Raw genomic sequence first — 12,648 nt, 5'->3', positions numbered from 1 at the left:
AGAGGAATGGACAAGCATCCGACTTCGCAAGAGCAGAGGCCTGCCACCGCCGAACAATCCTCAAGCAATCTCGACCGGCGCAGGATCCTGCTGTCGGGTACGGCCTTCATAACGGCCGCGGCCGTGGGTTCGCAGGCAGAGGCGCAGCAGCCCGCACCGACGCCACAAGCTGCCGCGGGCTCAGGGCGGCCGCCCAATATCCTGGTGATCTGGGGTGATGATATTGGCACCTGGAACATCAGCCACAACAATCGTGGCATGATGGGCTACCAGACGCCGAACATCGACCGCATCGCCAAGGAAGGAGTCTCCTTCACCGACTATTACGGCCAGCAGAGCTGCACCGCCGGCCGCGCTGCCTTCATCGGCGGTAACGTGCCAGTGCGGACCGGTATGACCAAGGTCGGTCTGCCAGGAGCCAAGGAGGGCTGGCAGAAAACCGACGTCACCATGGCGACGGTACTGAAGTCGCGAGGCTATGCGACCGGCCAATTCGGCAAGAACCACCAGGGCGACCGCGACGAGCATCTGCCGACGCAGCATGGGTTCGACGAGTTCCTCGGCAATCTCTATCATCTGAACGCGGAGGAGGAGCCGGAGAACCCCGACTATCCGAAGAGCGCGGAGTTCCGGAAAAAATTCGGACCGCGCGGGGTCATCAAGGCTTCCGCTGACGGCAAGATCGAGGATACCGGACCGCTCACCAAGAAGCGCATGGAGACCATCGACGAGGAAACCCTCGCGGCGGCGAAGGATTTCATCCAACGCCAGGTCCGTGCCAACAAGCCCTTCTTCACCTGGTGGAACGCGACGCGGATGCACTTCCGCACCCACATCAAGCCGGCAAGCCAAGGCAAGTCGGGCCAGGACGACTATTCGGACGGCATGGTCGAGCATGACGGAATGGTCGGCGAACTGCTCAAGCTCGTCGACGATCTCGGCATCGCCAACGATACGATCGTGTTCTATTCGACCGACAACGGCCCCCACTACAACACCTGGCCCGATGCCGGCACCACGCCGTTCCGCAGCGAGAAGAACTCGAACTGGGAAGGTGCCTATCGGGTCCCCGCCTTCGTCCGCTGGCCAGGCAAATTCCCCGCTGGCACGACCCTGAACGGCATCGTGGCGCATGAGGACTGGCTGCCGACCTTTGCCGCCGCAGCGGGCGCAGCGGACATCAAGGAGCAATTGCTCAAGGGTGTGACGCTGAACGGCCGTTCCTACAAGAACCATATCGATGGCTACAACCAGCTCGACTATTTCTCTGGAAAGACCAAGGAATCGGCACGCAAGGAGTTCTGGTACGTCAATGACGACGGCCAGATCGTTGCCGCCCGCTACGAGGACTGGAAGGTCGTATTCCTGGAGAACCGCGGCGAGGCCTTCGGCGTCTGGCGCGAGCCCTTCATCGAACTGCGCACGCCCCTGATCTTCCACCTGCGCCGGGATCCGTTCGAGAAGGCGCAGCACAACGCGAATGTCTACAATGACTGGTTCCTGTCGCGCGTCTTCGTCATCGTCCCGATCCAGGGGCTGGCAGCGCAGTTCCTTCAGACGATGAAGGACTACCCGCCGAGTCAGACGCCAGGTTCGTTCAACCTGAGCAAGATCGAGGAACGGCTGCGCGCGGCCGCCAACTAGCACGCTCTCATCATGGCCGCGGCGTTGCAGCGCCGCGGCCACTGCATTGCAATCCGGGCGTCACCAGCAGCGAGTTCGAGACGAGCGTATAGCGCCGGCTCATATCCGCTTGCCGAGATCGCGGGGAATTCGATGTCGAAGCTACGTACGATTATCGCCATCGCAGTGTTGGCGCTGCTCGGCTTCGCGCCCGCCGGCGTCCTCGCGCAGACCGACCCGCTGCCCTCCTGGAACGACGGCAAGGTCAAGCAGGCGATTCTCGATTTCGTCGGCAAGGTGACGCGCGAGGGTGGCAGCGATTTCGTGCCGCCGGAACAGCGCATCGCGACCTTCGACAATGACGGCACGCTCTGGGCCGAGCAGCCCGCCTATTTCCAGCTCCTCTTCGCCTTCGACGAGGTGAAGCGGCTCGCCGACGCAAATCCCGCGCTGAAGACCAAGGAGCCCTATCGCTCGGTCCTCGCCCGCGATCTCAAGGGGCTGACTGCCGACCACAACAAGGGCTTGATGCAGGTCCTGGCCACGACCCATTCCGGGATGACGACCGAGGATTTCGCGGCGCTCGTGCGCAACTGGCTCGCTTCGGCGCGGCACCCGACGAAGCAGCGGCCCTATGACACCATGGTCTACCAGCCGCAGCTCGAACTGCTGCGCCATCTGCGCGCCAACGGCTTCAAGACCTTCATCGTCTCCGGCGGCGGCGTCGAGTTCATGCGGGTCTTCGCCGAGAAGGCCTATGGCATCCCGCCCGAGCAGGTCGTCGGCTCCTCCGGCGTGGTCAAGTTCCGGGCGGGCGCGAACGGCAAGCCCGATTTGTTCAAGGAAACCAAGGTTGAGTTCGTCGATGACGGGCCTGGCAAGCCGGTCGGCATCAACCGCTTCATCGGCCGCCGCCCGATCCTCGCCTTCGGCAATTCCGACGGTGACCTGCAGATGCTGCAATATACGGCGGCAGGCGACGGGCCGAGACTGGCGCTGATCGTCCATCACACCGACGCCGAGCGCGAATGGGCCTATGATCGCTCCTCGCCGATCGGCAAGCTCGACAAGGCGCTCGACGAGGGCAAGGCCAAGGGCTGGACGATCGTCGACATGAAGGCGGATTGGAAGACCGTCTTTCCGCCGGAGCGATGAGCATGGACAAGGCCGAGATCATCGCCCGCTTCAGAGTGAAGGATGGCGATGGCTTTCGGCTGAAGCGCTTCGATCCCGGAGATACCTGCGGCCTCGACATCGACAAAAGCGAGGCGAAGGAGTTGCTGCAGGATGGCGTCAAGCGGCTGCGCGACCTGCAGGAACAGCTCTATGCCGAGCGGCGCTGGTCGATCCTGATCGTGCTGCAGGCGATCGACACCGCCGGCAAGGACAGCACGATCGAGCACGTCATGTCTGGCGTGAACCCGCAGGGTTGCGAGGTCACCTCCTTCAAGGCGCCGAGCTCGCTCGAGCTGCGTCATGATTTCCTCTGGCGCACCACTTGCGCGTTGCCGGAGCGCGGAGAGATCGGCATCTTCAACCGCTCCTATTACGAGGAGGTGCTGGTCGTGCGCGTCCATGAGGACTTGCTGCGCAAGCAGGGCCTGCCGCCGAAGCTGATCGGCAAGGACATCTGGCAGGAGCGCTATGAGAGCATCCGCGATTTCGAGAAGCATCTCGTCCGCAACGGCACGGTGATCCTGAAATTCTTTCTCAATCTCTCCAGGGACGAGCAGCGCAAGCGCTTCCTGGCGCGGATCGACGAGCCCGACAAGAACTGGAAGTTCGAGCTGGGAGACCTCGCCGAGCGCCGGCATTGGGACGACTATCAGAACGCCTACCAGGCGATGATCGCCAACACCGCGACCAAGCACGCGCCATGGTATGTCGTTCCCGCCGACAACAAATGGTTCACGCGGCTCTTCGTGGCGGAGACCATCGCCGAGGCGCTCGACGGGCTCGCGCTCGACTTCCCGGAAGTCGACGACGAAGCGCGCAAGGCGATGGCCAAGGCCCGCAAGGAGCTGCTGGCCGAGGATGACAAGAAGGGCTGAGCCGCAGGAGATGAAGACGATGGCGGATGCCGCGACGCTTGACAGGCCTGTGCGAACCGAAGGGATGATCTTCGTCCAGGGCGGCAGCTTCCGCATGGGCTCGGACAAGCACTATGCCGAGGAAGCGCCGAGCCATCGCGTCAGTGTCGACGGCTTCTGGATCGACGCGGCACCGGTGACCAACCGCCAGTTCCGCGCCTTCGTCGAGGCGACGGGCTATGTCACCTTCGCCGAGATCCCGCCCGACCCGAAGGACTATCCCGGCGCGCTGCCGCACATGCTGCGGGCTGGCTCGCTGATGTTCGATCCGCCGACCCATCCCGTCGACCTGCGCGACTGGAGCCAATGGTGGACGTTCAAATTCGGCGCGACCTGGCGCAAGCCCTACGGCTCGGGCTCGTCGATCAAGGGCATGGACGACCACCCCGTCGTCCACGTCGCCTATCGCGACGCCGAGGCTTATGCGGCCTGGGCCGGCAAGTCCCTGCCGAGCGAGGCCGAATGGGAATTCGCGGCCTGGGGCGGGCTGGAAGATGCCGAGTTCGCCTGGGGTGATGAGCTCACGCCGGATGGCCGGCATATGGCCAATACCTGGCAAGGCAACTTCCCGCACGAGAACACCAAGGAGGATGGCTGGGCCCGGACCTCGCCCATCCGCAGCTACCCGGCCAACGGCTATGGGCTCTACGACATGATCGGCAACGTCTGGGAGTGGACCACGGATTTCTGGTCGGTGCGCCACGAGGCAGATGCGCCGAAAGCCTGCTGCGTGCCGCAGAACCCGCGAGGGGGCCCGGAGGCCGAGAGTTACGACCTGCGCCAGCCCGCGATCCGCATCCCGCGCAAGGTGTTGAAGGGCGGCTCGCATCTGTGCGCCCCGAGCTATTGCCGGCGTTACCGCCCGGCGGCGCGCCATGCCGAGCCGGTCGATACCTCGACCAGTCATGTCGGCTTCCGCTGTGTCGTTCGCGAGCGCGGCTGAAACCTCCAACGCCACCGTAACCGTAACAGGGCTGACTTCTGGGTGACCTGCAGTCCAAACACGGGATCGGCTGCCTATCGGTGTCTGAGGATCGAGCAATGGACGGAGCCGGATCGAGCGCGCGCGATACCGTCCGGGAGCTCCAGGGCCGGATCAACCAGGACATCATCGGCCAGGAACGGGTCGTCGAGCGCATCGTCATCGCGCTGCTCGCCAACGGCAATGTCCTGCTGGAAGGCTTGCCGGGCCTCGCCAAGACCCGGGCGATCAAGAGCCTGTCGAAAAATCTCGAATCCGAGTTCAGCCGCATCCAGTTCACGCCCGATCTGTTGCCCTCCGACGTGACCGGCGGCGAGATCCTGCGCGCCGACGGCCAGTTCGAGTTCCGCAAGGGACCGGTCTTCGGCAATCTCATCCTCGCCGACGAGATCAACCGAGCTCCGCCCAAGGTGCAATCGGCCTTGCTCGAGGCGATGGAGGAGCGCCACGTCACTGTCGCCGGCAAGCGCTACGACCTGCCGCCGCTCTTCATGGTGCTGGCGACGCAGAACCCGATCGAGCAGGAAGGCACCTATCCGCTGCCTGAGGCGCAGATGGACCGCTTCCTGATGCATGTGCGGATCGACTATCCCTCCGACGCCGACGAGGTGAAGGTGATGCGGCTGGTCCGCTCCGAGAGCGCGGCCTCCGCCGCTTCAGCACAAACTCTCACGAAGATCCCGCAGGCGGCGATCATGCAGGCCAGGGCCGAGATCGACCTGGTCACGACCAAGGAGGTCGTCGAGACCTATATGGTCGCGCTGATCGCCGCGACGCGGCGGCCGGCCGAGTTCGGCGAGCATCTCAAGAGCTGGATCGCGGTCGGTGCGAGCCCGCGCGGCTCGCTCGCACTCGACAAATGCTCGCGGACCTATGCCTGGCTGCAGGGGCGCGATTACGTCACGCCCGAAGATGTGCAGGCGGTGGTGCACGACTGCCTCAGGCATCGTGTTTCGCTCGCCTATGAGGCCGGCGCTGACGGCGTGAATGCGGATGCCGTGCTGGACGAGCTGGTGAAGCAGGTCGCCGTCGCGATCTAGAGCATTTTCGAGCGAAGTGGATACCGGTTCGCGTGAAGACAATGCGATCAAAGCAAATGCTCTAGCGGAGAGGCACCATGGCGCTGATGCGGGAGCGGACAGGGCCAGGCGAGCGCAAGGCAGCGACCGGCGCACGCGCCTTCGTCAGCCTCGACGAGTTGCTTCGCCTCAAGCATCGCGCCCGCGGCTTCAGCTTCCTGCCGCGCCAGCCGGTGCACAGCCTGCTCGCTGGCCGCCACGCCTCGCGGCTGCGTGGGCGCGGGCTGAACTTCGAGGAGTTACGGCACTATTACGAGGGCGACGACACCCGCACCATCGACTGGCTGGCGACGGCGCGGCTCGGCAGCCCGCATGTCCGGGTCTATTCGGAGGAGCGCGACCGGCCGGTGCTGCTGCTGGTCGACCAACGCAGCACGATGTTCTTCGGCAGCCGGCGGATGATGAAGTCGGTGGCCGCCGCGGAGGTCGCGGCGCTCTCGGCCTGGCGCGTGACCTCGCTGGGCGATCGTGTCGGCGCCGTTGTCTTCGGCGATGACGGGATCGTCACAGTGAACCCGCAAGCCCGTGATCATGGTGCGGTCCGTGTCCTCTCCGAGGTCGCCCGCCAGAACGCCGCCCTGAAACCTCCCGCCTCGACCGCGCAGGGCGCAGCGCGGCTCAACGAGGCGCTCGCCGCTGCGGCCCGGATGATCCCCCATGACGGGCTGATCTGCCTGATCTCCGACGCCGCCGGCGCGGATGGTGAGACTCAGCGCCTGGTGACGCGTCTGTGCGCCCATAACGACGTGCTGGCGGCTTTCATCCATGATCCGCTCGAGCAGGCGCTGCCGGACATCGGCCTTTCGATCTTCAGCGCCGGTGCGGCACAGATCGAGGTCGACGTGTCGTCGGCTACGCTTCGCAGGCGGTTCGGCGAGGAACGCGTGCAATGGCGCGCCCGGCTCGCGGCGCTGTCGCGCAACCGGGCCATTCCGGTGCTGCCGATCTCGACCGAGCGCGACGTCGCCACGCAATTGCGCGAGCTGATCGGCCGGCGCCAGGCGCAGAAGCTGGGCCACCTCGGCGGGAGCGCGCCATGAGCAGCGATCCCGGCGATCTCGCCAACATGGCCGATCTGGCCTTGCCGGAGCCGATATCGTTCTGGCCGCCAGCCGCCGGTGTCTGGATCGTCGGCGCGATAACGGCCGCGATGCTCGCCGTGGCGGGCTGGCGCGCGCTGCAGCGCTACCGGGCCGATGCCTATCTGCGGTGCGCCTCCGCGGAGATCGACGCGTTGGCGCCGAGCGATGGTGAAATCGCCGAAGCGGTTTCGGGCATCCTCAAGCGTGCGGCGATCGTCGCTTATGGCCGCGAGGCGGTGGCGGCGCTGACTGGCCCTGGCTGGGCCGCCTTCATCGCGCGGACGACGCCGGCCGGTATGCAGACGGCCGATCTGACGACGCGGCTTGAGGGTCTGTTCGTTCCGAGCACGGCGTCATCCTCGACCGGCACAAGCACGCTCGCCGCAGAGGCCAAAGCTTGGCTCGACGGACAGCGCGGCCGGGCGGCGCGGGAGGCGTGACCATGCTCGCCTTCGCCTATCCCTGGGTCGCGCTGCTTGCCCCGCTGCCGCTTCTCGTCTGGTTCGGCTTGCCGGCGCATGCCGAGCGTCGCGTCGGCCTCGCCGTGCCCTTCTTCAACAGGCTGGCCCGGCTCAGCGGCCAGCAGCCCTTCTCAGGCGGCGTCGTGGCGAGGCGCAAGCCCGGCGGCCTTATTGTGCTGGTGCTGGTCTGGCTGCTGGTCCTGGCGGCGCTCGCCCGGCCGCAATGGATCGAGCCGCCGCTGCATCGCGACCTGCCAACGCGCGACCTGCTCCTGCTGGTCGATCTCTCCGGCTCGATGGACACCCGCGACTTCGTCGACGCATCCGGCAAGACCGTCGACCGGCTGACCGCGGTGAAACAGGTGCTTGACGATTTCCTCTCGCGTCGCAAGGGCGACCGGGTCGGCGTCGTCGTCTTCGGCGATGCGCCGTTCGCGCTCGTGCCTTTCACCACCGATCTCGATCTCTGCCGCGCCATGCTCCAGGATACTGCCGTCGGCATGGCCGGACCGCGCACCGCCTTCGGCGATGCGATCGGCCTCGGCATCGGTCTGTTCGCCCACAGCACGGTCAAGGCCAAGACGATCATCGCGCTGACCGACGGCAACGACACGCTGAGCAAGGTGCCGCCAGCCGAGGCCGCCCGGGTCGCGAAGGACAAGGGCATCACCATCCACACGGTGGCGGTCGGCGACCCGCAGGCGGCCGGAGAGGACAAGCTCGACGAAGCTGCGCTGAAGGAGGTGGCGGCGACGACGGGCGGCGGCTTCTTCCGCGCCCTCGACCGCACCCAGCTCGCGCAGATCTATCTGCGCCTCGACGCGATCGAGACGCGTCGCATCGACAGCGTCAGCTTCCGACCGCGACGCGATGTCTACTGGATGCCGCTGGCCGCCGCCCTTGCCCTGACCTTGCTGGCGCAGGCGTTCGGCGTCGCGCACCGGTATCGCCGCGTGTCACCTACCGGATCGGCCGGGGTGGCGGAGGCGCGGCCATGATGGACGCGCTCGCCGCCCTCCATCTCGAACGGCCGGCCTGGCTGCTGGCGCTGATCCCCGCCGCCCTCCTCTGGTTGGCAGTGCGGCGCAGCTCCGATCCCTTGCTGCAATGGCGTCGTGTCATCGATCCGGAATTGCTTCCCTATCTCCTGACCGGGAACGACCGGCGCAGACGCATCGTCCCGGCGGATTGGCTGTTCGCCGGCTCGATTGTCGGGGCCATCGCAATCGCCGGCCCGGCCTGGCAGCGCGAGCCATCGCCCTTTGCGGACGCCAAGCCGCCGGTCGCGATCGTGCTCAAGGTCACGCCCTCCATGCTGACGGAGGATCTCGCGCCGACGCGGCTCGACCGCGCCCGGCAGAAGCTCGCTGACGTCCTGGCCGCCCGGGAGGGGGCCGCGACCGCGCTGATCGCCTATGCCGGCTCCGCCCATCTGGTACTGCCGCCAACGCCCGACAGCGCCGTCGTGCTCGACCTCGCCAAGGCGCTGTCACCCCAGATCATGCCGAAGCCGGGCGACGATCTCGCCGGCGCGCTTGCTCTGGCCAGGCGCGCCCTCGCAGGCTCTGGCCAGGGTGGATCGATCCTGCTGCTGGCCGATGCGACTCCGCCGGATACGGTTGTGCGGCAAGCTGGCGCGCCAATGCTGACGATCCTCGCATTGCACGGCCCCGGCGCCGCAGCGACCGGGCTCCCTGAGGCGGCAAAGGCGCTCGGCGGCGCGCTGGTCCCGACCACACCCGATCAGGCCGATGTCGCGGCGGTCGTTCGCCGGCTCGACCGCGGCGACAATGCCGCCGGTGTCGCCGGAGAGGGCGAGCATTGGCGCGAGGCGGGCTATTGGCTGGTGCCGATGCTGGCCCTTCTGGCCCTACTCTGGTTCCGGCGCGGCTGGGTGCTGACATGATCCGCTCCCGCCGCCTCTCGCCTTATGCCGTCATCGCCTGCCTCGGAACTCCGGCGCTGCTAGTGGCGTGGTATCAGCTCGGCTTTCGCGATCTGTGGCTGACGCCGGACCAGCGCGGCCGCCTGCTGATGAGCGAGAGCCGTCCAGCCGATGCTGCGAAGACCTTTCGCGATCCGCTCTGGCGCGGCGTCGCGCTGTTCCGGGCGGGGGAATTCAAGGAGGCTGCCCAGTCCTTTGCCGCCCGCGATACGGCCGAAGGCGCCTTCGACCAGGGCAACGCGCTGGTGATGCTCGGCCAGTACGATGACGCGATGAAGCGCTATGATCGGGCGCTGGCGTTGCGCCCTGCCTGGCAGGCCGCGCTGACCAACCGCGAGATCGCCCGTATCCGCGGCGAGCGGAAGAAGCTGCAAGGCGGCGAGACCGGAAACACCGACAACAAGCCCGACGAGATCGTCTTCGACAAGACTAAGAAGGGTGGCGAGGATACGGCGGTCGAGGGCGAGAAGCCAATGTCCGACGAGGCGGTGCGCGCGCTCTGGCTGAAGCGCGTGCAGACGAAGCCGGCGGATTTCCTGCGGGCCAAGTTCGCCTATCAGCTCGGTACGCAGCCGGGAGCGGCGCCATGAGAGCCCTTGCCCTGCTCCTGCTGCTCGCTGTCCCGATGATGGCGATCGCGCAGACCCCGGCCGCGCCGCCGGTCATCCGCATGAGCCTCGATCCCACGGACGGGATCGTCATCGGCCAGCCGGTCCGGCTCAACATCGCCGTGCTGTTTCCGGACGTGATGCCGCATCCGCCGCTGGTTAGCGTGCCCGAAGCTGCTGGAGCCCAGATCCTGCGCTTCGAGACGCAGGCGACGACCTTGAGTGACCGGATCAACGGCCGGGACTATGTCGGCCAGAACTTCGAGTTCGTCGTCTTCCCGCGGCGCGGCGGCGAGATCGCCGTGCCGGCTCCGGCGATCACGCTGCTCGCTCGCAATGGCGATCCGGCGGGATCGGCCACGGGCACAGCGACCCGCTTCAGCGTCAGCGTTCCCGCTGGCATTGACCCGTCAGGCCCGGTGCTCGTCGCCGACAGCGTCAGCGTGAGCGAGACCTGGTCGCCTGAACCGCGAGAGCGCCAATTCCGTGCCGGCGATGCGGTGGTCCGGACGATCCGGCGCCAGGCGGCAGGCGTTCCGGCGCTCGGCATGGCCGAGTTCCGCTTCGAGGCGCCGGACGGCGTGCGAACTTATGTCGATCCACCGGTGATCGAGGACCGCAGCAATCGCGGCAGCGTCGATGGCCAGCGCACCGACAAGGTCACCTATGTCTTCGAGAAGCCGGGCACCGTCGCGCTGCCCGCTCTCGCCCAGCCATGGTGGAGCCTGGCCGACAAGCAGGCGAGGACCGAAACGCTGCCGGGGCTGACCGTGACGGTCGCAACCGCAGCGCAGCCGGCACGGGCGGCTCCGTCCAGTGCTTCCGCGACATGGCATCTCAGCCTCGGCGCAACAGTTCTCGCCCTGATTGGGCTGCTTGCATTCGCCTTGCGTAAACGCCTGAGCGCGGCCTGGAGACAAGCCGCTACCCGGCTCGGCGCTTCAGAAAGGGTTGCGCGCTTGCAGCTATGGCGGGTCGCGCGGAATGGCGAGACCACGGCGAGCTATCACGCCTTTGCAATCTGGCGCAGCAGGCTGCCGGCGGCTGACCGGGAGGCGTTGCGTGGGGATCGGCGCGTGGCGCCGCATCTGACGCAGCTCGAGCGTGCAGTGTTCGGCAGTGGCGGCTGGACCAAACGGAACGGCAGCGAGCTCGCGCGCGCCGTTTCGGCCTGGCGCGCCGACCGACCTCGCCAAAGCACAAGCGGTCCGCTCCCGCCGCTCAACTCGGTTTTGCAAAGCCCGCCACGCGTCACAGCGAGCAGGGCTCATACCTCCAGGTAACTGTTACAGAGTTAAGGCGACGAAGGCGGTATGCGAGCTTGGCGAGACGTTCCTGTCGCCCAATCGGACAGCAATGAGCACGCCTCCGCCCTTGCAGGCCAATCGGCAGAGCTTCTCGACAATCCGGGTCGGCAGCCAACAGCCGCATGGGAGCAAGGCATGTCCGCGAGCCTTCTGAAAACGCTCTTGCTGGCGTTGACACTACTGATGCCGGCCATCGCTACGGCGCGGACCGCAGCACAACCAGCGGCTCCCGACCCGAAGACCGTCGCCGACGCCTATGTCTATCTGCTCGGTCGTGCGCTGGTCATTCGCCAGGAACAGATGGACGGCAAGGCGAAGGACTTCGCCTACAACAAGATCAACTACAACCCGCTGGGCTCGGCCGATTTCGTCAATCCCAACTTCGACGTCGCCTATCTCGAGGCCTGGGTCGCAGTCGACGACAGGACGCCGGTGATCCTCGATGTGCCGGAGGTCAAGGGGCGCTACTACACCGCGCAGATCCTCGACGAATGGGGCGAGGTGATCGCCAACATCAACGAGCGTACCTTCCCGTCGAAACCGTTCGGCAAGTTCGCGTTGGTGAAGCCGGGGTCGACGGTGAGGATTCCGGCTGACGCGGCACGGATCGAACTGCATTCCAGCAAGGCCAAGCTGCTCGGCCGGGTCGAGCTCAAGGGCGATCCCGACGGCGCCGTCAAGCTGCAGCAGGCGTTCAAGCTGACCTCGCTCGGCAAGCCGGTGATCGCCAGGCCGGTGGCATTGCCGATGTTCGAGAACAAGGATCTGATCGGCGCGGCGGTTTTCGACAAGGTCGACGCGACGCTCGCCAGCGCGCTCGATGTCGCGCCGAATGCCGCGGCGATGCAGCAGAAGGTGCGTGCGGTCGCCGCCTATGTCGCCTCCGGCAAGGACGCCCGCGCCGCGATCGACGCACAATTGAAGAAGGTGGTGCCCGAGTTCCAGGAATACGCTTTCACCAAGAGTGCGCCTTACCGCAATCACTGGGTCGGCGGCGCTGCTGTCGGCAATTACGGCAAGGACTATTGGCTGCGCACGACCGTCAACTTCGGTGGCATCTGGGCCAATTCCATTGATGAAGTGACTTATTTCGTCGCCACGCGCGATGCCGACGAGACGCTGCTCAACGGCAGCAACAGCTATGTCATTCATTTTCCTGCCAACCACCTGCCGCAGGCGGCCGTCGACGCGTATTGGTCGGTGATCCTCGTCGGCGTGCCGGATTACCGGGTGGCACCCAACCCGCTCAACCGGTTCAACTTCAATACCTATTCCAAGCTCGCGAGCGAGGCCGATGGCTCGCTCAAGATCGCGATCGGACCGAAGCCGGTCGCCGGCGTGCCGGAGTCGAACCGGCTGCCGGCGCCCGAGGGCAAGACCTTCTCGCTGACCTTCCGGACCTATGTGCCGAAGGAGATCGTCAGGAAGGGCGACTGGCAGCCCGCCCCGGTGACCAGGGTGAACTGACCAA

The 12,648-nt window shown here is 66.3% G+C and carries 12 protein-coding genes; all 12 read left to right on the top strand.

What is annotated here, in order from left to right:
- Nucleotides 1-6: 6 nt before the first annotated feature.
- Nucleotides 7-1,644, top strand: a complete 1,638-nt coding sequence (locus tag AC3WLC_RS01215; protein ID WP_493682125.1) for an arylsulfatase — start codon at nucleotides 7-9, stop codon at nucleotides 1,642-1,644.
- Nucleotides 1,645-1,776: 132 nt separating this feature from the next.
- Nucleotides 1,777-2,778, top strand: coding sequence for an HAD family hydrolase (locus tag AC3WLC_RS01210; RefSeq protein ID WP_493682124.1), 1,002 nt, complete (start codon nucleotides 1,777-1,779; stop codon nucleotides 2,776-2,778).
- 2 nt (nucleotides 2,779-2,780) lie between these two features.
- On the top strand, nucleotides 2,781-3,674 hold the full coding sequence (locus AC3WLC_RS01205; RefSeq protein ID WP_493682123.1) for a polyphosphate kinase 2 family protein: 894 nt from the start codon (nucleotides 2,781-2,783) through the stop codon (nucleotides 3,672-3,674).
- 19 nt (nucleotides 3,675-3,693) lie between these two features.
- The gene (locus tag AC3WLC_RS01200; protein ID WP_493683114.1) at nucleotides 3,694-4,656 is read left to right on the top strand and encodes a formylglycine-generating enzyme family protein; all 963 of its coding nucleotides are present in this window, start codon (nucleotides 3,694-3,696) and stop codon (nucleotides 4,654-4,656) included.
- Nucleotides 4,657-4,754: 98 nt separating this feature from the next.
- A complete protein-coding gene (locus AC3WLC_RS01195) occupies nucleotides 4,755-5,735 on the top strand; it encodes an AAA family ATPase (protein ID WP_493682122.1) in 981 nt (326 codons plus the stop codon).
- 77 nt (nucleotides 5,736-5,812) lie between these two features.
- Entirely contained in the window at nucleotides 5,813-6,814 is a 1,002-nt protein-coding gene (locus tag AC3WLC_RS01190; RefSeq protein WP_493682121.1) for a DUF58 domain-containing protein, read from the top strand.
- A 26-nt stretch (nucleotides 6,815-6,840) separates the two neighbouring features.
- A complete protein-coding gene (locus AC3WLC_RS01185; RefSeq protein ID WP_493682120.1) occupies nucleotides 6,841-7,296 on the top strand; it encodes a DUF4381 domain-containing protein in 456 nt (151 codons plus the stop codon).
- A 2-nt stretch (nucleotides 7,297-7,298) separates the two neighbouring features.
- Nucleotides 7,299-8,315, top strand: coding sequence for a VWA domain-containing protein (locus AC3WLC_RS01180; protein WP_493682119.1), 1,017 nt, complete (start codon nucleotides 7,299-7,301; stop codon nucleotides 8,313-8,315).
- Complete coding sequence (locus AC3WLC_RS01175) at nucleotides 8,312-9,223, top strand: VWA domain-containing protein (RefSeq protein ID WP_493682118.1); 912 nt, start codon at nucleotides 8,312-8,314, stop codon at nucleotides 9,221-9,223. The genes AC3WLC_RS01180 and AC3WLC_RS01175 overlap by 4 nt, the downstream gene beginning before the upstream one ends.
- Nucleotides 9,220-9,852: a tetratricopeptide repeat protein gene (locus tag AC3WLC_RS01170; RefSeq protein ID WP_493682117.1), complete on the top strand. Its 633-nt coding sequence runs from the start codon at nucleotides 9,220-9,222 to the stop codon at nucleotides 9,850-9,852. The genes AC3WLC_RS01175 and AC3WLC_RS01170 overlap by 4 nt, the downstream gene beginning before the upstream one ends.
- Complete coding sequence (locus AC3WLC_RS01165) at nucleotides 9,849-11,153, top strand: hypothetical protein (RefSeq protein WP_493682116.1); 1,305 nt, start codon at nucleotides 9,849-9,851, stop codon at nucleotides 11,151-11,153. Before AC3WLC_RS01170 ends, AC3WLC_RS01165 begins: the two co-directional genes overlap by 4 nt.
- Before the next feature lie 159 nt (nucleotides 11,154-11,312).
- Nucleotides 11,313-12,644 (top strand): DUF1214 domain-containing protein, encoded by a 1,332-nt coding sequence (locus tag AC3WLC_RS01160; protein WP_493682115.1) that lies wholly within the window; start codon nucleotides 11,313-11,315, stop codon nucleotides 12,642-12,644.
- Nucleotides 12,645-12,648 lie beyond the last annotated feature (4 nt).

The sequence above is a fragment of the Allobosea sp. GW821-FHT03A12 genome, assembly GCF_058986765.1.
This window is presented reverse-complemented; position numbering and strand designations above follow the sequence as displayed.

Coding starts and splice junctions, on each gene's coding strand:
- AC3WLC_RS01160 (WP_493682115.1), top strand. CDS start 11,313: ATGTCCGCGAGCCTTCTGAAAACGCTCTTGCTGGCGTTGACACTACTG.
- AC3WLC_RS01180 (WP_493682119.1), top strand. CDS start 7,299: ATGCTCGCCTTCGCCTATCCCTGGGTCGCGCTGCTTGCCCCGCTGCCG.
- AC3WLC_RS01165 (WP_493682116.1), top strand. CDS start 9,849: ATGAGAGCCCTTGCCCTGCTCCTGCTGCTCGCTGTCCCGATGATGGCG.
- AC3WLC_RS01195 (WP_493682122.1), top strand. CDS start 4,755: ATGGACGGAGCCGGATCGAGCGCGCGCGATACCGTCCGGGAGCTCCAG.
- AC3WLC_RS01210 (WP_493682124.1), top strand. CDS start 1,777: ATGTCGAAGCTACGTACGATTATCGCCATCGCAGTGTTGGCGCTGCTC.
- AC3WLC_RS01175 (WP_493682118.1), top strand. CDS start 8,312: ATGATGGACGCGCTCGCCGCCCTCCATCTCGAACGGCCGGCCTGGCTG.
- AC3WLC_RS01190 (WP_493682121.1), top strand. CDS start 5,813: ATGGCGCTGATGCGGGAGCGGACAGGGCCAGGCGAGCGCAAGGCAGCG.
- AC3WLC_RS01200 (WP_493683114.1), top strand. CDS start 3,694: ATGGCGGATGCCGCGACGCTTGACAGGCCTGTGCGAACCGAAGGGATG.
- AC3WLC_RS01170 (WP_493682117.1), top strand. CDS start 9,220: ATGATCCGCTCCCGCCGCCTCTCGCCTTATGCCGTCATCGCCTGCCTC.
- AC3WLC_RS01185 (WP_493682120.1), top strand. CDS start 6,841: ATGGCCGATCTGGCCTTGCCGGAGCCGATATCGTTCTGGCCGCCAGCC.
- AC3WLC_RS01215 (WP_493682125.1), top strand. CDS start 7: ATGGACAAGCATCCGACTTCGCAAGAGCAGAGGCCTGCCACCGCCGAA.
- AC3WLC_RS01205 (WP_493682123.1), top strand. CDS start 2,781: ATGGACAAGGCCGAGATCATCGCCCGCTTCAGAGTGAAGGATGGCGAT.